This is a genomic window from Eubacterium sp. CAG:156 (assembly GCF_000434315.1).
Classification (GTDB): Bacteria; Bacillota; Clostridia; order Lachnospirales; family Lachnospiraceae; genus Eubacterium_U; species Eubacterium_U album.
The window spans coordinates 1-19,288 of sequence record NZ_FR878165.1; the positions used below are offsets into that span (position 1 = coordinate 1).

Below are 19,288 nucleotides of genomic sequence, written 5' to 3' on the forward strand. Positions count from 1 at the left end.
ACATTCACTTTTTTATATTGCGGGCGGACAGAATAATTGTGGGAGAAGTAAGAGGCGCAGAAGCGGTGGATATGCTCCAGGCCATGAATACAGGACATGACGGTTCAATGTGTACAGGTCATGCAAACTCTGCACAAGATATGATGTACAGACTTGAAAACATGGTTTTGACAGGAATTGATATACCACTTGAAGCAATAAAATCACAGATTGGAGCAGCAATAGATATAGTGGTTCATTTGGGAAGATTAAGGGATAAGACACGAAAAGTTATGACAATACATGAGATGGTGAAAGATGAAAATGAAAAAATAAAACTTCAACCATTATATGTATATAAGGAAACAGGTGAAAGTAATGGTATTGTGCAGGGTAGTTTGGAAAAAACAGAAAAGAAACTAAAAAATAATGAAAAATTAGCAGCACATGGAATAGAAATATAGGTGTATAAATGGATTACGAAAAGTATGTGTTTAACAGGAAAGAGTTATTTAATTATCTAATAATGGCGATAGTATGTGTGCTTATGATTGCCAAATTATTTTATGGCAAATATTTATATGCAGTGCTTTTATCACCTTTAATAATAGTTATTTTAAGAATTAAAAAATTGCAATTAAAAAGAAAGCGTAAAGAAAAATTAGAGGAGCAGTTTAAAGATATGCTAATGGGAATGGCTGATGCGATGAGTGCAGGCGCATCTTCAGTAACAGCATTAAAAGAAAGTTATAAAGAGATGTTGGGAATGCATGGTTATAACAGTTATATTTGCCAGGAATTAAGGATTATATTATCAGGAATTAAATTAAATGTTCCGTTAGAAAAATTGTTAAAAAATTTTGCAGAGAGGGCAAATATAGAAGATTTAAATTTGTTTGTAGCCGTATTTGAAATAGCGCAGAAAAAAGGTGGAAATATGATTCATGTTGTAAAAAACGTAGCTGATAATATACGACAGAAATCAGAAGTAAAAGAGGAAATAAGAGTAGCTATAAACGGAAAAAAATATGAACAAAAAATAATGAGTACAGTTCCCGTTATTTTAATTGGATATATGCTGATTTCTTCACCGGGATTTTTAAATGTTATGTATGAAACATGGATGGGAAAAGGCATTATGACAATCGGGTTAATAGCGTATGTACTGGCAATCGTATGGGCACAAAGAATTATGGATGTTGAAATTTAATTATTTTATTGAAGATTATTGAGGTTGAGATTTAATGATTTTGGAAAGATGGATTATGGTAATGAAATATAGATTGTTAGATATCAGGGAAAATGATAGCGAATGAAATTGGAGAATAGATGGCAGGTATAGTGTTATGTAGTAGTGGTTTAGTAATTTTACTTATACTTTTATTAGTGACAGGAAGATACAAAATAAAGTATAGAAAAAGACTAAAAAATAAGTTGGATAAGGACGAGCATCCTTTGTTAAAACTTTATGGATTATGTTTTTGGATAAATGATAAATTTGTTGTGAAAAAATGCAAAAACCTATATAAAAAAAGTGATTCAAAATTAAAGAAACTATATGTCAGGGAAGACATAGATGAATACCGATATTTGTATATGAGTAAAAAGATAGCGAATAGTATCGCTGTATTAGTAATAGTTTTAATTGTTGGATTGGGTATAGGTGTTAATGAATATGGAGAAACAAAAAATAAATTATCAGAAATACAAAGAAATAATCCGGGTGAGGGAGAAAAAGAGTATTCACTCATTGTAAAGGGTAAAGATAACAGTGAAGAAATAACTGTTAACGCTGCAGAAAAAAGTCTGACTATTGATGAATGTTATGAACAACTTGATAAAAAAAAGCCGGAAATATTAAAAAAAGTTCTAGGTGAGAACAAAAATGTTAATAACATTTCGAAAAAACTGAATTTAATAACAACTGATGATGATAAGGAAATTGATATAAGATGGGAAATTGATAAAAAAGATGTTATTGATTCATCAGGAAAAATTATTAAGGAAATAAATGATAAGGGCGATGATGTAAAACTTACAGGTTATTTGTCTTTAGAGGATGTAACGATAATATATGAAATTCCTTTGCATATCACCGGGAATGATGAAATTGATTCAGTACAGGATAAGGTTCAGGAAATAGCAGATGAAAATCTGTATGAAAAAACTATAAAACTACCCCGAAAAATAAATGGTAAAAGTATTGAATTTTATAGTGATGTAGACACCGTTGCAGATAAATTTATAATTATAGGGCTGATTTTTGCTATTGCAATATTCTTTTTTGAAGACAAAAATCTGGACAAAAATTTAAAGAAAAGAGAAAGTCAGATGGTAAGGGATTATCCTGAAATTATTAGTAAGCTGCTTTTATATAATGGTGCCGGCATGTCAATACGAAATGGTTTGGAAAGAATTGTTGCAGAGTATAAAAGAAATTTGAATTTAGGCTATAGATATGCATATGAAGAACTGGATTATACATTAAATGCAATGAATAGTGGTATTAATGAACAGCAGGCTATTAGTGAATATGGAAAAAGAAGCGGAATTCATTGCTATATAAAACTGGCAAATATTTTACAACAGAACATTAAACGTGGAACAAGAGAAATGGCAGTAGCTTTGCAGGAGGAAATGGATAATGCGTTAATTGAAAGAAAAAATAAGGCATTAAAAGAAGGAGAGGAAGTCGGAACGAAACTGTTAGGACCAATGATAATAATGTTGATTGTAGCAATGGGCATTGTCGTGGCTCCGGCACTTATGTCAATAAAAATATAAAACAGGATAGCAACATAAATAATGTAGAAATGGGAGAAATATATGAGAGGTTTAATAGATAAATTAAAGAAAAATTTAGTAGATTTTGGACAAGATGAGTCAGGTATGGGTGTAATTGAAGTTATTTTAATAATATTGGTTTTAGTTGGACTTGCACTAATTTTTAAGAAACAGATAGGAGATATTGCAGATGGAATATTTACTTCAATAAAAACTCAAGTAGGCAAGTTTTAATGAGATTAAAAGCAAGCGTAACTATATTTTTAAGCCTGGTTATAACTGTGGTTATAGTTGTTGTATGTACTGTAATTGAGTCAGCAAGAATAAGTGTTTCGCAAATGGAAGGAAAAGCTGCAACATATATGGCAGTTGAATCCGTTTTTGCAGGATATGGAAAACAGTTATATCAGGATTATGGAATATTACTTGCATGGGAACAGGAGCCGTTAGGCAATCAGGTTACAAGATATATGCAGGATAATATAAATATGGCAGATTTAGATTTTAAAAAATATGATTTTTCAAATATAGAGATAGAAAGTGTAAATATTTTAAAACAAAAATACGCTACAGATAAAGAAGGAGACTTATTTGTAAAACAAGTAGTTGATTATGCAAAATATATTGTGGGAATTGATGCTGTTAATAAATTAATTTCCGATTCTGAAGAAGAAAATAATAATAAGGAAACATGTAATGAAATAAAAGAGAATAGTAATGTTACAAATATAGCCAATGATGTTTCAAAAGAAATGATAGGAATCGTAGAAAAAATAAACACTCAGATTGACGAATTGAAAAAAACAGAAAAGTTAAAGGGAAAAATGTCAGCGGTGTTTCAGAAATTTGATGATTTAAAAGCAAATATAACAGCAAATATAACAGGTCAAAACCAGAACCAAAATATTCACAATAAAAAGGTTAAGAAGTTTTGGAATAAATATAAGAAACTAAAAAGCGTGTTGAAAATAGAGGACACTTTAATATCAAAAACTCTAACAGATATGGATACATATGTTGAAAAGAAAAATGCTATAGAAAAAGAAATGAATGGCGATTTTTCAGGATATGAGGATTATATAGAATCAGATAGAGAAAGTTTGAAAGTAATTAAAGAATCAATAGAAGAAATATTGACAGCTTCAAATGTGGATGCAGATATTAATCAAAGCAATATTAGTGAAATAGAAAAAATGCTAGATAAGGTTAAAAGCATTGAAAAAAGTTTGTGGAATCTAAAAAAAGGAAATTCTAATGATGATGCGAAAGAAGAAAAAAACTTATATGAAAGAGCAAAAAGTTTAATAAGCGATGGTGTATTAGGAATTGTTTTAGAGGATGTAAACAATATATCTACAATGCAGATAAGAAATCTAAATCTGCCAACAACATTAGAAACAGATGGTAATAAGAAAGCAGATTTAATAAAGGATATTACAAACAAAGGAATCTTTGTGAAGTATATAGAATTGTACTTTAACAATTATGCAAAAATTTCTGAATATGGAAATGATGATACAGCCTTAAAGTACGAAATGGAGTACATTTTAAATGGAAATTTAAATGATAAAGACAATCTTACAGAGACTATTAAAAAATTAGTTGAAGTTAGAAATTTATCAAATGGAGCGTATTTAATAACGGATGGCGAAAAGATGAAGGAAATAACAACTTTGGCTGAAACAGTAGCCACGGCTATTGGAATGCCATTTTTAACGCCGGTTGCTCAGGCAGTAATAATAGAGGCGTGGGCACTGACAGAAGCGGTTATTGATGTAAGGCAGTTATTAAATGGAGAAAAAGTACCGATAGTGAAAAACAGTGAAAACTGGAATAGCAGCATAAAAAATATCGGGACATTTGAAGACGGACGTAAAAACAATACAGGGTTAACTTATACACAGTATTTGCAGACAATGATTATGACACAGAAAACAAAAAATACTGTTTTTAGAACTATGGATTTAGTGCAGGTAAATATGCAAAAAAGATATAATAAGGATTTTTTAATTTCAGAGTGTTTTGGAATGTGTGAAGTTGAAGCAAATCTTAGAATAGAACCGGTATTTACGTCGTTACCAATAGTGTCATATTTAATAGGTAACAATAACGAAAGTTATATTTATAAAACCAAGATGGAATATGAGTACTGATTTAAAAATGGCGTTGAATATAGAACATTACATTAAAAATAACGTTGAATATAGAACGCAATATTAAAAACAACGTCGGACATAAAACGTAACATTAAAAACAACGTCGAACATAGAAAACAATATTAAGAATTATAAATTTAAACAGATAGTTGAGAGTTTTGTAAAAATCTGATTAGCAGAATAAATGTGAGGTAAATAATAATGCCCTTTTTCATAAGAACAATAAAGCCAAATAAAATAATAATAAAAAATAAAAATAATAACAAATGTGCATCTCTCCAAGTGCAAAAGCGTAAATTTTATAACTTGTCTGGAAAAAGGGTATTTTTATTTGCCTTACATAATGTAAATAACTCATGTAATATAAAAAGTTCAAATAATTTAAGGGGCTCATTAACGATTGAGGCGGCGCTTGCCATGTCAGTATTTTTATATGCATCTTTTGCAATGATTCATTTTATTTTGATGTTTAACTGGCAGGTTTCTATGCAGATGAATATAAATAATATTGCAAAGGATACAGCAAAGAAAATGTATTATTTGGAAATTGCGAATAATATTACAAATAATGACAAAAACGGGGAAGAAACACGGAAAAGCATTAACAGTAAATTTAAAGAATATGAAAATAAAAATGCTGATGCAGACAATGACGAAATAGGACAGGACAATAATAAATTTTGTCAGGAAAATGTAATAGGTGTAGCTTATTTATATGGAAAACTGGTTAAAGAAATAGGCGTGAAAAATAGTGCTCAAAAGCTAGTTGATTTGAGTAAAAGTAAAGTGGATATGAATGATGGTCTGGTAGACATAATAGCTATTTCAAGGTATAAATATCCCTATTTTTCTAATGACAATCAGATTCAAATTGTTCAAAGAGCAAGAATGAAGGCATGGACAGGACGTGACTTAACACAACAGTTGAACCTTGTTTATATGACGGATGGAGAAAAAGTTTATCACACAAATATTGACTGTACATATTTAAATTTAAACATAGAAAAAACTTCTTATTTGGAAATGACACAAAGAAGAACCGGTAGCGGGAGCAAATATAAAGCATGCAGTATTTGTGTGAATAAAAAAATAGCTGATAGCCAAGTGGTTTTTATAACGAAGGAAGGAAAGAAATATCACACGGACATAAATTGCAGAGGACTTACAAGAAGGGTAATTACATTAGATATTTCTCAGGTAGAAACGAAAAATGCATGTAGTAAGTGTGGAGCAACAGAATAGGATGTTAAACATAGTGTAAGTTGTTCGTATGTAAATTTTAATTCAGTGTGAAACAATAGAGTAAGATGTTAAATTGGATAATTAGTGGAGTGTATTTATGTGGATGCACGATAATGGATATTAAAAAGAAAGAATTAAATTTAATATATTGCACAATATTTTTTATAGTTGGTATTGCGTATGCTTTGCTTTACTTAAATGGAAATATGGAGGGGCTGATATTTGCATTAATGCCGGGAATAGTTCTTCTGATTTTAAGTATGATTTTCTCGTCGCAAATAGGAATTGGGGATGGAATTATGATAATAACATTAGGATTATTTATGAATGTAGTGTATTTACTTTCAGCATTGGTATGGGCTTTTATTTTTGTTTCATTAATAGCAATATTTAAAGTTTTGTCTAATAAGAAAACAACAATTCCGTTAGCTCCATTTTTACTAATAGGACAAATATGTGTGATAGTAAATAATTTAAGAGGGTGAGAATGTAAGATGAAATATAAAAAGAGGGTGGAGGATAGGGTGGAAGTTTATGGAAAAATTATAAACTTAAAGCAAAAATTTATAGACTTAAAACAAAAACCTAAGTTAAAAGGTGAAATGACAATAGAAGCAAGCCTTGTAATGCCAATGGTGTTTTTAATGCTGGCGTTTACTTTATTTGTGGCATTTTATCTTCATGACATAGTTGTTACAAAGGTATATGTTTATGGTAAATGCATAGAAATGTATGATAAAAATGAGAAAACAGAAATGGAAAGGTTAGCCACAAAAGCTATAGATTCGATACCGGTATTTGTAGCGGATAATAAGATAAAAAAGGCAAATAAAAGTGCGGTTACGATAGAAAGTAAATATAATTTTCAAATGAGATGGATAAAAAATATTATGGATAATGATGAAGATATAGAAATTAAAATAGAGAAAAATATGGATGAGCAAAAGATGTATATTTGCAAGGCAGTTATTGATTCTAAAGCAAATTGATAAAGGCAGGTAAAGAAAGTTGAGGGTGTGAATGGAAATATCTTATAAGAAAGACGGAATAAATAATTATATGATTATAAGAAATCAGAAGGACGTGGAAAATGACTACAAACTTCAGATGTTGATTAATAATAAAATAGAAGGAATTTTAAGTATAAATATAAAGAAGATTAATAATGAAAACCAATTCTATTATGATATAACGTCAAAAAATTCCATGAGAAGTTTATTTGTAAAAAATAAAGTAGGAGCCAAAGATATTGAACAGTTTATAAACAGTATGGCGATAGTAGCAAAATCTATGAAGGAATATTTGCTTGATATTAACAATATAGTTTTTGATATGGACATGATTTACTGGGATTCAAAAAAGAAAGTATATAATTTTTGCTATTATCCATTTACTGAGCAGGGAATGAAAGAAGGTCTGAACGGACTTTTTTTAGAATTGTTAGAACTTTTAAATCATAATGATAGGGAAGCGGTTGTAATAGGTTATGGACTGCAACAGAAAATAATATCAGAGAATTTTACAATTACAGAGCTAAAAGAATATGTAGCTGAAAATATAAAAATGCCAGGAAATAATATTAATAAGTATTCATATGAAAAGGCTAAAAAATCCAATTATTATAATGAAAAGCAAAATGATGACTTGGAAGATTTGGATAATATTATAGAAGAAGATGCAGACGAATATTTTGATAGTACAGATTTTGAAAATGACAATATAAATAAAAGATTCAGCAATAAAAACGAAAAGGAAAGAAAACAAAAAGAGAAAAGGGCAAATAAGAAAAAAGAAAAAGAGAAAAATAGAAAAAAGAATAAAGAAATAAAGGAAAATATAAAGGATAGTGCAAAAAATAAGAATGGAAAAACAAACACAAAGAGTAAGAAATGGTGGCAATTCTGGAAGAGAAGTAAACCAAAGAAAAGAAAAGAACTTTTAGAAAATAATTTTATAAAATTAGAGGAGACGGATGGATTTGATGATATTGAAAAATTTGTAGCAAGTGAAATGCCTGTTAAAGAAAGGGATTCTATTGATGAAGAGGCTACGGTTCTTCTTACATCAAATGTTCATAGTACAGGTATTTTACTAAGGAGTACTGACATAGAAAATCCTGTAACAATAATTCCAAATGGATTTCCATGCATTATAGGTAAAAGTGGGAAAAGTTCAGACTATAAATTAGAAGAGCAGTTTATAAGCAGAGTTCATGCAAGAATATATGAAGAAATGGATGGATATTATATAGAAGACTTAAACTCATCTAATGGAACTTTTGTTAATGGCGAAAAATTAAAGCCACATACGCAGGTAATGTTTCAGTTAGGGGATATAATAATGTTAGCTGATATGGAATTTGTTGTGGAATAATAAAAGAAAAATGGTATAATGGTCTATATTATATGTTAAAAAGTCAGGAGAACCATAAGATGGAGGATAAGGTTGTACAACTAAAACAAATAATTGAAGAAAGTGATAATATTGTTTTCTTTGGAGGTGCAGGAGTTTCAACAGAAAGCGGTATTCCGGATTTTAGAAGTGTTGATGGACTTTATAACCAGAAATACAAATTCCCACCGGAAGAAATTATTAGTCATTCTTTCTATATGAAGAATAAAGAAGAGTTTTACAGATTTTATAAAGATCGTATGTTATATGAAGGTGCGCAGCCTAATGTCACACATAAGGCTCTTGCTAAATTAGAACAGATGGGTAAATTAAAAGCAATTGTAACTCAGAATATTGATGGATTGCATCAGATGGCAGGAAGCAAAGTTGTATATGAACTTCATGGCTCTGTAATGAGAAACTACTGCGAAAAGTGTGGAAAGTTTTATGACTTTGAATATGTAAAAAATTCAGAAGGTGTTCCACATTGCGAATGTGGTGGAGATATAAAGCCTGACGTAGTCTTATATGAAGAAGGACTTGACGAAGAAATCGTTGAGAAGGCTATTAAAGCAATAGAGGAAGCAGACGTTCTTATAATAGGAGGAACTTCCCTTATAGTATATCCTGCAGCAGGGCTTATTGATTATTACAAAGGGGACAAGCTTGTATTAATTAATAAGACAATGACAATAAGAGATTCAAGAGCAGATTTAGTTATTAATGACAGCTTAGGTAAAGTATTTAGCGAAATTATGGATATGTAGAACAAATAATTTAAGCCGGGTATATTTGTATAGAGATTAAAAGAAATAACATTTAAGTCTCAAATAGTCGGGAATACATTAAACCATACATAATTAATATAAACATAAGAAGAAAATGCGGTTGACAGTGATAAGCTTTTTATAAATAAAGGCCCAATCACAGTTAACCGCATTTTTTCGATGAATGTCGCAAAAGAATTTTTACATATATTTTTACAAAACCTAATTTGACAAATTGTGCTTTTTTCATGTGCTATATTCTACAAGAAATAAATGTAGAGGAGGGCTCATGATAGAGATGGTTTATAATGGAAAAGAATCCAAAGGACAAAGTGAAGTAAGGTTGCCAAAAAACATTCGCCAAATTGGTGACAATAATTCTAAAAAGAAAATATATGTAGAAGATTATGTAATGAGTAACTTAAAAAAGGAACCGGAAAATGAAGATAACATAAGATATGGTGTTCTTCTTGGTGAAACAAAAAAGGTAAAAGGTTATTCATACATATTTGTAAAAGGAATGGCAGAAGTAAACGACGTAATCGAAAACAGCATAATATTTAACGATGAAATTTGGACGAACCTATATAAAGATATAAAAAGATACTTTGATGAATTCGATATTGTGGGCTGGTTCATATCTGTTCCGTACAGAGTAAAAGATGATATGTCAGGAATAAAGAAAATACATCTTGATAACTTCGCCGGAAATGATAAAGTCTGCTTTTTAAGTGATAGAACGGAAAATGAAGATGGATTTTTTGTGTATGAAAATGGAAATTTGAACAGACAAAGCGGCTATTACATATATTATGAAAAAAATGAGAAAATGAAAAAATATGTGAGGGAGAGGGAACAAAATAAAAATAGTATCAATGAAAATCTTAAGGAAAATATAAAAAATAATAAAAAAACAGATGGTAAAATAATAAAGGAAAATGATGAACAATTAATAAAAGAAGAGGCAAATAAATATAATGGAGAAAATGAAAATCATAGCGTTGTAATGAATAAAGCTTCGTCTAAAAGTAAAAACCAAAAATCAGAAAACGATGAGGAGGCAAACACAAAGAGCGGGCAGACGATAGAAATGCCTGACATTTTAGGAAAAAAGAAAAAGGACATATATGCTAATAAGCAGGTTGATAACAAAACGGAAACACCTGAAAAATTAAATGTAAAAAATAAGCAGAAACGCATTGCAGAAAAAAACAGCAGAATTTCGGATTCGTTTCAGCTTAGAAAAGCTATAAGTGAAAGAAAAAAAGAAATTGAAAACCAACATAAAAATGGAAGTGAAAATTCAGGCAAAGTTAGCAAAGTAGCGGTTGGAATCAGTGGTTTGCTAATAATTGCTCTTTTACTGTCAACAATTGTTATGCTAAATAATTATGGTGAATTAAAAAATATAAAAACATCATTGGAAAATATAAATGACAACAAAAATTCTCAGGCAGTAAATCAGATAATAGATTCACTATCAACATCAGAAAGCACGGAGAATAACAACGAAACAAAATCTGATAGTAAGAAAGAAAAGAATGACAAAAAGAATACACAGCAAAAGCAATCTGAAAATGGGCAGAACGATGATTCTTCACAGACCAATTCAGATGATGGACAAAATTCATCACAACCTAAGACAGATGATATGCAGAATGATAATTTATCGCAGACGCAGCAATCTGAATCACAGGATAATAGCGGATTAACGCAGCAGAATAATTCATCAAACACACAATCCGATATACAGGATAATGCCCAATCACAACCAAATAATGATGGAACAGGAACGGAAACTGAACCGCAAAACAAATCAACAAATGTACAGGCAGGCATATATGGAGGAGCAATTCATACAGTAACTCCCGGACAAACCTTATATGATATCAGTATGACATATTATGGAAATAGTGATATGGTTGACAGAATAAAGGCTTTTAACGGAATAGGAGACGATTACAAAATAATAGAAGGTCAGCAGATAAAATTGCCATAAAAAAATATATATTGTATAATCTGAATAAAATGTACATTGTGCATTGAAGTATAAAAGAATATAATTGAGGAAAACTGAAACGCAGATAAGGTACAGGAAGTAAGAAAAGTGAAGTTAGCAAAGAAAAGAAGAAAACTCAGAGTGATTAGACCTGATACAGTAATTGAGTCAGAAAAATCACGGGAAGATAAATCAAGAAATCTAAAAATAAAGGTAATAACAATAATTGGAATTGTATGCGCATTACTTTTAGCAATATATTTATTTTGTGTTTATCGCACATACAATAACTACAAAGTCAGAAAGACAATAAAGATAGAAACAGGAACAAACAGCCAGTATCAGGCGTTTGGCGAATTTGTAGTAAAATATAGTAACGATGGAATTTCGTACATCAATGGAACAGAAACCATTTGGAACGAAGCGTACGAAATGAAATCACCAATAGTAGACGTTTGTGGAGATTATTTAGCGATAGCGGATAAGAATAGTAATACTATTTACATTTTCAATAAAAAAGGAAAAGTCGGTGAAGTAAACACAAGTTATCCTATAATTAAAATTGAAGTGGCACAACAGGGTGTGGTTGCGGCACTTTTAGAAGAAGCAAGTGCAAATTATATTGAATTATATGATAAAGAAGGAAATCTTATCGTTTCACACAAATCATTGCTTAGTGAAAATGGATTCCCATTATCGTTTTCAATTTCAAATGATGGTGAGAAAATGATGACATCGTACTTATCAATTAAGGAAGGAAGTACTGAAAATCAGGTGATTTTCTATAACTTCTCAAATGTAGGTAAAGACGAAGTTGACAGAGTGGTAGGCACATTTAATCAATATGGAGAAACTATAGTACCTGCAGTATATTTTGTGTCAAATGAAGATGCGATAGCGATTGGTGATAATGTTCTTACTATATATAAGATGAAAGAAAAGCCAACAATTAGAAAAGAAATAAAATTTGATAAAGAAATACAAAAGGTATTTTATAATGAAAAATATGTAGGACTTATATTTGAAAACTCAAAAGGGGATACTCCATGTAAAATGGAAGTGTATTCTTTGAGTGGAGAAAAAATCATGTCTAAGGAAATAGAGATGAATTTGGACCATGTTAAATTTGCAGGAAAAAACGTGCTAATGTATGACGACGTTACATGTGAATTGATATCCCTTAAAGGCGTGGTTAAATTTAAACACGTATTTACAAAACAGTTAGACGCGATAGTTCCTATGGAAAGTACAAATACATTTTTGCTTATGACAAAAAATAAGATAGAAGAAATCAGTCTCAGATATAGTTTGAAGAGTCCGGTTACAAAGAATAAACAGACAGCAGAAGAATAAATAAACTGTTACAAGTTACAGATGAAAATAAATGGAGGAAAAATGGAAACAATATTAACAGTTGCAGTAATAGTATTTATCGCACTTATGATATTTATTGGGCAACATAGAGGAATGATAAAGATGATATTTTCGTTGGCATCGATGTTAATAGTTTTAATTTTAGTTCAGATATTAACACCAATTACGAAAGATTTTATAGAAACAACTCCGGTGTATGATGCAATTTCAAAGCAGGTTACACAATATGTGGATGAAAAAATAGTAGATGTATCAGACAGCATTTCCCAGACCGGAGAAACAGCTCAGAAAAATACAATTAACAGTTTACCGTTGCCAAAAAGTGTAAAGGAATCGTTAATTAAGAATAATAATGCTGATGGCTACATAGAATTAGGTGTAGAAAATTTTAGCCAGTATGTAGCAGAATATTTGATAGATTCTGTGTTAAATGCATCTACATTTATTTTGCTATTTGTTGTTTTGACGCTGCTGGTTCAGCTGGTGGTTCATTTGCTTGATATAATATCAAAGCTTCCGGGAATAAATATGTTAAATAAAGGAGGCGGAGCTGTTATCGGACTTATAGAAGCAGTCTTTGTACTTTGGATTGCATGTATAATAATTACAGCATTTAGTGCAACAAGTTGGGGACAGCAGGCATGCGATGCAATTGGAAATAGCGTATTTTTAAGTCTGATATACGACAATAATGCAATTCAGATGTTTTTAAATAACCTCAATCTTCTTGCATAATATTTATGAAAATGAGAAGAATATCAGTAGATATTGCGGATAAATATTTATGGAAATGATAAAAATATCAGTAAGCGTCGTGAACAAATGAGAATAATATAGAAAATAAATATTAAAAATATTTAAAATAATACAAATATTGAAAATAATTGTTGACAAACACGATACTATTTGATAAATTAAAAAAGCTGTAAAAAGTGGATTGGAAAAATCCACTAAGGCTCCATGGTCAAGCGGTTAAGACACCGCCCTTTCACGGCGGTAACAGGGGTTCAAATCCCCTTGGAGTCATTCAAGAAATTATTCTTGACTGAAAAAAGAACAGTTGCTATAATGTAATAGTTCTATATTTTATGGCGACATAGCCAAGTGGTAAGGCATCGGTCTGCAACACCGCTATCACCAGTTCAAATCTGGTTGTCGCCTCTCTATTTAAAGAAATCTTAGCAATAAGATTTCTTTTTTTATGCAAAGATGGACAGGATGAGGTCGCATCCCAGGGTTCAGTATAGATTCAAGCAGAATAACCGACGGCGAAAAAGTGTGCCATATAAGTGTAAACAAGTCATATATGGTACAAATCAAAAAATAAAGTACTCCTATCACAATCTGGTATTATCAATCACCTTAAAACTGACTATTTATCTAATACCATATATTGATAAAATTACTTTTTGTAAGAATTATATAAATAAAAATATACAAAAAGAAAAAAATCGGAAATAAATTCTAGGCTTAGTCAACTCACAAGCCTAAACAACCTTGAAACTATAAACAAAAGGTTTAATCACAGATTTAACAAGGTTTTATATTTCTGATTAAAACAGGAGGAAAATTATGAACAATTCAACTGAAAAAATTGTTAAGTTAGTTTTAGCTGCAATGTTTGCTGCACTTGGATGCGTAGCAACAATGATTATCAGAATCCCTACTATTGGAACATCAGGATATGTTAACATTGGTGATACAGTAGTTTTATTAGCAGCATGGGTATTAGGAACATTTTATGTAGGCAACAAAAAAGGCAAATTAGTAGATGAAAATCTTTTCTTTGCAGCAGCCGCAGCAGGATTAGGACCGGCACTTGCTGATTTAATTGCAGGATACACAACATATGTACCTGGAACATTTATTATTAAAGCACTTATGGGTATTGTAGCAGTTCTTTTATTTAAGATAATTGCAAAGGCAAATAAGCATTTAGCATTTGTAGTTAGTGCAGTAGTAGCTGAGTTAGTAATGGTATTTGGGTACTTCTTATATGAAAGCACACTTTTAGGATACGGAATGACAGCAGCAGCTTCGATTCCAAGTAATGGAGTTCAGGGAATTACATGCCTTGTATTAGGACTTGTATTAGTTGAAGTTTTAAACGCAAGCAATGCATTTAAGAGCGTATTAAAAGTTAACTAAATAACAAATTATTAAGCTAATAATAAATATAAAAGGAGTTGCTGTAATTTTAGTTGCGGTAACTCCTTGATTTTTTATATAATAAAGGAGTACAATCACTCGTAGAAAACAGGAGGCGATTTTTATGTACGAGGAAATTAGAAAACAGGCAGAAAATGTTGCCAATGAAATATGTGATGCAGGTAAATTAAAAAAAGGACAAATCTTAGTAGTAGGTTGTTCATCAAGTGAAGTTTGTGGAGATAAAATAGGAACAAACTCAAATCTTCAGGTAGCTGAAGCAGTTTTTGAAGGAATTTATAAGGTCACTCAGGAAAGAGGAATCTATCTTGCTGCACAGTGCTGTGAACATTTGAACAGGGCGATTATAGTAGAGCGTGAGGCTGTGCCAAATGCATATGAAGTAAATGTTGTACCGCAGCCAAAAGCAGGTGGCTCATTTGGAACTACAGCATATAACACATTTAAAGATCCTATAGCTATAGAAGAAATTCAGGCAAATGCAGGAATTGATATCGGTGGAACTTTGATAGGAATGCACATAAAGAAAGTGGCTGTACCTGTTAAAATGGAAAATAATATAATAGGTCAGGCAAGGGTAATTGCTGCACGAAGCAGAGCGAAATTTATCGGTGGAGGAAGAGCTCATTACAACGAAGATCTAATGTAAATGATAAGAATAGTTTATTGTAATAAAGAATAAATAAAATACAGGAATAATTTATTTACTGAAGGTTTATATATATGGAGGAATATTTAATGTTGAAAAATTATACTGAAAAAACATCGGTTGCAAAAACGATTATAGCACTAATAGTAGTAGCAATATTAGAATTTATTGCGTTCTACATTTTGTTGCCGCCACTTAACATACATGATATAGGAAGCTGGATTTTTCAGGGATTCTTTGTACTATTGTTTTTGATTGCAACATTTTTTTGCAGTAAGGAAAATAATATTGAGCAGTTAAGTGTAACTATAGTGTCAAAAATTGTAACGGCTGTTATTGCAATTGGCGTGGTTGTGGTAGTGATTGGCGGATTAACATCTTTGGAAATATTTAACGCTTCAAGATATTCAAGTCTTATCAAAGTGAAAGAATGCAAATTTGAAGATGAAATCGCCCAGACGGATACAGTCAATGATATTGCGCTTATGGATACAAAGAGTGCAAGGGTTGTCGGCGAAAGAGCAATTGGCTCATTATCAGACCTTGTAAGTCAGTATGTAATTAATCAGGATTACAATCAGATAGATTACAATGGCCAGCCAAAGAAAGTAGCAACGCTAGAGTATGCAGATTTTTTCAAATGGTTTAACAATAGAAAAAATGGTATACCGGGATATATTTTGGTAGACCCTGTGGAATTTGAAGCAGAATATATAAAATTAGACAAACCAATTAAGTATACTTCTTCGGCACGATTTAATGACAAATTACAAAGAAAACTTAGATTTGAATATCCTACAGCAATTTTTGAAGGATATTATTTTGAATTAGATAATGATGGAAATCCATATTATATTTGCCCAACATTAACAGCAAAGATAGGCTTGTTTGGTGGTAAAGACGTAAAAGGCGTTGTCATATTTGACCCTTGCACAGGCAAAAGCAAATATTATGATGTAAAAAATGTGCCACAGTGGGTAGACAGAGTTTATGATGGTGATTTGGCAACGAGAAAATTCGACTGGTATGGAACTTTGTCAGACGGATTCATCAACAGCATAATAGGTCAGAAGGATTGTAAAATAACAACAGAGGATTATGGCTACAAGGTAATGGATGATGACGTATGGATTTACACAGGCGTAACTTCTGTTATTGACGATTCATCTAATATTGGATTTGTAATGATAAATGCAAGAACCGGAGAAACAAGATACTTCAAGGCAGCAGGTGCAGAAGAATTTTCAGCAATGGACGCAGCAGAAGGCCAGGTCCAGAATTTAGGATACAAGGCTTCATTCCCTGCAATCATAAATATAGGTGGCGAGCCAACATATTTCATGGTTTTGAAGGACAAGAGCAACCTCGTAAAACAGTATGCCCTTGTAAATGTAAAAAAATACAGCATTGTTGCGACTGGAACAACGCAAAGAGATACGCTTTCTTCTTATAATAAACTTATGAAGGAAAATAATTTAGGCAACAAGCAGGTAATCGATGACATGAACAATGATTTGCCAAATGTAAATATACAGGTTACTGATATTGAGTACATCACAACAGACGGTGAAACTTATGTATATATTTCTGATGAAAATAACAATGTATATAAAGAATTGTTTGCTGAAGATGAAAGCCTTATTTTCATCAAGCCGGGCGCACAGATAACAATTTATTATGAAGAAGATAAGAAAGATGGCAAGAAAAATGCGGACGAAAGTCAGAGCACTACAGATGGTGAAAGTCAGAAAAATGGCTTGGATAATGCAAAATATGACAGCCAGAATATAAAGACAATTGTTAAATGGAAAGCTCAGGGAGAATAAATATAACACATTCTAAAAATTTGAAATTCACGAATTTTAAGAATATAAGATTATATTCTAAGACTGTTTAACAAATTTAATAAATTAAAAAACAGGGAGGCGATTAAAATGGATTACAAATTAGGCGATAAAGTTGTATTGAAAAAAGGTCATCCTTGCGGAACAAACGAATGGGAAATAATTCGAGTTGGAGCTGACTTTAAAATAAAATGCCTGGGTTGCAATCATATAGTAATGCTACCTAGAAAAACATTTGAGAAAAGTGTAAAAAAGTACTTGGGGAATGAGTAGGAAATTGGTTAAATAATGTAAATTATAATTTGAATAATTATCATAAAATAAGAAGATATTTCAGCAATGGAATGTCTTTTTATTTTTTCCAAAATAAAAAAGAATATTAATCCCACCATGTAGTTAATAAAATATTAAGAAAATCATTTAAAAGAAATAGTTGACATTATAAATATATATTGTATATTTGTATTAAGTAACTAATACAAATATACAATATATTAATTTGCGTTATATAAGGAGATGAGAGAGATGCCTTGGAAATTTGAGAGTGACAGACCAATATATGCTCAAATATTAGAGCAGATTAAGGAACGCATAATTGTGGGAGAATATCCGCCTGGAAGCAGGCTTCCGTCAGTAAGGGAATTAGCTACAGAAGCAGCAGTTAATCCTAATACGATGCAGAGAGCGATGGCGGAACTTGAGAGAGAAGGATATGTAGTAACTAATAGAACGACTGGTAGAACAGTAACAGATAATGTGGGAGTAATTATGGAATCTAAGAAGAGTACAGCAATAGAATTAACACAGAAATACATTGAGAAGATAGAACAATTGGGGTTTAGCAAAGAACAGATTGTGAAAATTATAGAGGAGGGAAAATAATGAGCATAATATTTGAATGTAAAGATTTGACTAAAAAATATGGAGCTTTTACTGCAGTAGAGAATCTTAATCTTTCTATTGAAAGAGGAAAGATAATTGGCCTTTTAGGACCTAATGGAAGTGGAAAGACAACACTTATAAAGATGTCTAACGGTTTACTTACACCGACTAAAGGTGAGATATTAATTGATGGAAAGAAAGTAGGAGTTGAAACAAAGAGCATAGTTTCATATCTACCTGAGAGAACATATTTGAATGATTGGATGAAAGTTAAAGAAATGGTAGGATTCTTTGACGATTTTTATGAAGACTTTGATGCTCAGTGTGCTTATAAGATGTTGGAAAGACTTAATATTAACATTAATGATAAGTTGAAAACCATGTCAAAGGGAACTAAGGAAAAGGTTCAACTTATTTTGGTTATGAGTAGAAAGGCTCAATTATATTTCCTTGATGAACCGATTGGAGGTGTTGATCCGGCTGCGAGAGATTATATACTTAACACAATTATAACTAATTACAATCCGGAAGCTTCTGTTATTATTTCAACACATTTGATTTCAGATGTTGAGCAGATATTAGATGAGGTTGTCATGATTAAGAATGGACATTTAGTTATGCATAAGACAGTTGATGAGATAAGAGAAGAGGAAGGAAAGTCAGTAGATGAACTTTTCAGGGAGGTATTTAAATGTTAGGAAAATTATTAAAATATGAATATAAAGCAACTTCAAGATATTTTATAGGATTATATATAGTTTTGGCGTTGCTTACAATTGGTAATAAAATTATGCTCATAATTGAGGACACATCAGATGTACAGTTGAGAGTAGTTGATATATTGTTTGGAATCATAATGGCAAGTTATGTCATAGCTATTATAGCAATCGCAGTAGCAACTGTTGTATTAATGTTAAGAAGATTTTATTTTAATATGCTTAAAGATGAAGGATATTTAACATTTACACTTCCGGCTACAGTAGGACAGCACATTGCAAGTAAAATGATAGTTTGTATTACATGGGTTATAGCAACAGTAGTATTGACTGGAG

Annotated in this window: 19 protein-coding genes, 2 tRNA genes and 1 pseudogene; all 22 read left to right on the forward strand. The window is 31.1% G+C overall.

What is annotated here, in order from left to right:
* Window positions 1-443, forward strand: a 443-nt coding sequence (locus tag ABMA45_RS06980; protein WP_348030017.1) for an ATPase, T2SS/T4P/T4SS family, incomplete at its 5' end; no start/stop codon positions are given.
* Between the two features lie 8 nt (window positions 444-451).
* A complete protein-coding gene (locus ABMA45_RS06985; RefSeq protein ID WP_022089172.1) occupies window positions 452-1,189 on the forward strand; it encodes a type II secretion system F family protein in 738 nt (245 codons plus the stop codon).
* 119 nt (window positions 1,190-1,308) lie between these two features.
* A complete protein-coding gene (locus ABMA45_RS06990) occupies window positions 1,309-2,763 on the forward strand; it encodes a hypothetical protein (protein ID WP_022089173.1) in 1,455 nt (484 codons plus the stop codon).
* A 42-nt stretch (window positions 2,764-2,805) separates the two neighbouring features.
* The gene (locus ABMA45_RS06995; RefSeq protein WP_022089174.1) at window positions 2,806-2,997 is read left to right on the forward strand and encodes a Flp1 family type IVb pilin; all 192 of its coding nucleotides are present in this window, start codon (window positions 2,806-2,808) and stop codon (window positions 2,995-2,997) included.
* Window positions 2,997-4,916: a DUF5702 domain-containing protein gene (locus tag ABMA45_RS07000; RefSeq protein ID WP_022089175.1), complete on the forward strand. Its 1,920-nt coding sequence runs from the start codon at window positions 2,997-2,999 to the stop codon at window positions 4,914-4,916. The genes ABMA45_RS06995 and ABMA45_RS07000 overlap by 1 nt, the downstream gene beginning before the upstream one ends.
* 420 nt (window positions 4,917-5,336) lie before the next feature.
* A complete protein-coding gene (locus ABMA45_RS07005) occupies window positions 5,337-6,161 on the forward strand; it encodes a hypothetical protein (RefSeq protein ID WP_147586529.1) in 825 nt (274 codons plus the stop codon).
* A 113-nt stretch (window positions 6,162-6,274) separates the two neighbouring features.
* The gene (locus ABMA45_RS07010; protein WP_022089177.1) at window positions 6,275-6,646 is read left to right on the forward strand and encodes a type IV leader peptidase family; all 372 of its coding nucleotides are present in this window, start codon (window positions 6,275-6,277) and stop codon (window positions 6,644-6,646) included.
* A gap of 39 nt (window positions 6,647-6,685) precedes the next feature.
* On the forward strand, window positions 6,686-7,150 hold the full coding sequence (locus tag ABMA45_RS07015; RefSeq protein WP_022089178.1) for a TadE family protein: 465 nt from the start codon (window positions 6,686-6,688) through the stop codon (window positions 7,148-7,150).
* Between the two features lie 31 nt (window positions 7,151-7,181).
* Window positions 7,182-8,534 (forward strand): DUF6382 domain-containing protein, encoded by a 1,353-nt coding sequence (locus tag ABMA45_RS07020; RefSeq protein WP_022089179.1) that lies wholly within the window; start codon window positions 7,182-7,184, stop codon window positions 8,532-8,534.
* A 59-nt stretch (window positions 8,535-8,593) separates the two neighbouring features.
* The gene (locus ABMA45_RS07025) at window positions 8,594-9,319 is read left to right on the forward strand and encodes an NAD-dependent protein deacylase (RefSeq protein WP_022089180.1); all 726 of its coding nucleotides are present in this window, start codon (window positions 8,594-8,596) and stop codon (window positions 9,317-9,319) included.
* Window positions 9,320-9,608: 289 nt separating this feature from the next.
* A complete protein-coding gene (locus ABMA45_RS07030) occupies window positions 9,609-11,318 on the forward strand; it encodes a LysM peptidoglycan-binding domain-containing protein (RefSeq protein WP_022089181.1) in 1,710 nt (569 codons plus the stop codon).
* Window positions 11,319-11,426: 108 nt separating this feature from the next.
* Complete coding sequence (locus tag ABMA45_RS07035) at window positions 11,427-12,671, forward strand: DUF5711 family protein (RefSeq protein ID WP_022089182.1); 1,245 nt, start codon at window positions 11,427-11,429, stop codon at window positions 12,669-12,671.
* A 42-nt stretch (window positions 12,672-12,713) separates the two neighbouring features.
* Window positions 12,714-13,427, forward strand: a complete 714-nt coding sequence (locus tag ABMA45_RS07040; protein ID WP_022089183.1) for a CvpA family protein — start codon at window positions 12,714-12,716, stop codon at window positions 13,425-13,427.
* A 219-nt stretch (window positions 13,428-13,646) separates the two neighbouring features.
* A tRNA-Glu gene (locus ABMA45_RS07045) sits at window positions 13,647-13,718 on the forward strand.
* Between the two features lie 64 nt (window positions 13,719-13,782).
* Window positions 13,783-13,853, forward strand: a tRNA-Cys gene (locus ABMA45_RS07050).
* Window positions 13,854-14,264: 411 nt separating this feature from the next.
* Window positions 14,265-14,840 carry an ECF transporter S component gene (locus ABMA45_RS07055; protein ID WP_022089184.1) on the forward strand — a complete coding sequence of 192 codons (576 nt, stop codon included), beginning with the start codon at window positions 14,265-14,267 and terminating at the stop codon, window positions 14,838-14,840.
* A 124-nt stretch (window positions 14,841-14,964) separates the two neighbouring features.
* Window positions 14,965-15,510 carry a TIGR01440 family protein gene (locus ABMA45_RS07060; protein WP_022089185.1) on the forward strand — a complete coding sequence of 182 codons (546 nt, stop codon included), beginning with the start codon at window positions 14,965-14,967 and terminating at the stop codon, window positions 15,508-15,510.
* 89 nt (window positions 15,511-15,599) lie between these two features.
* A complete protein-coding gene (locus ABMA45_RS07065) occupies window positions 15,600-17,336 on the forward strand; it encodes a hypothetical protein (protein ID WP_022089186.1) in 1,737 nt (578 codons plus the stop codon).
* 102 nt (window positions 17,337-17,438) lie between these two features.
* The gene (locus ABMA45_RS07070) at window positions 17,439-17,627 is read left to right on the forward strand and encodes a DUF951 domain-containing protein (RefSeq protein ID WP_117910636.1); all 189 of its coding nucleotides are present in this window, start codon (window positions 17,439-17,441) and stop codon (window positions 17,625-17,627) included.
* Window positions 17,628-17,879: 252 nt separating this feature from the next.
* On the forward strand, window positions 17,880-18,236 hold the full coding sequence (locus ABMA45_RS07075; RefSeq protein WP_022089188.1) for a GntR family transcriptional regulator: 357 nt from the start codon (window positions 17,880-17,882) through the stop codon (window positions 18,234-18,236).
* Window positions 18,236-18,934 carry an ABC transporter ATP-binding protein gene (locus tag ABMA45_RS07080; protein WP_022089189.1) on the forward strand — a complete coding sequence of 233 codons (699 nt, stop codon included), beginning with the start codon at window positions 18,236-18,238 and terminating at the stop codon, window positions 18,932-18,934. The genes ABMA45_RS07075 and ABMA45_RS07080 overlap by 1 nt, the downstream gene beginning before the upstream one ends.
* Window positions 18,928-19,288, forward strand: a pseudogene (locus ABMA45_RS07085) (hypothetical protein); the annotation flags it as partial. The gene ABMA45_RS07080 and the pseudogene ABMA45_RS07085, both read left to right, overlap by 7 nt.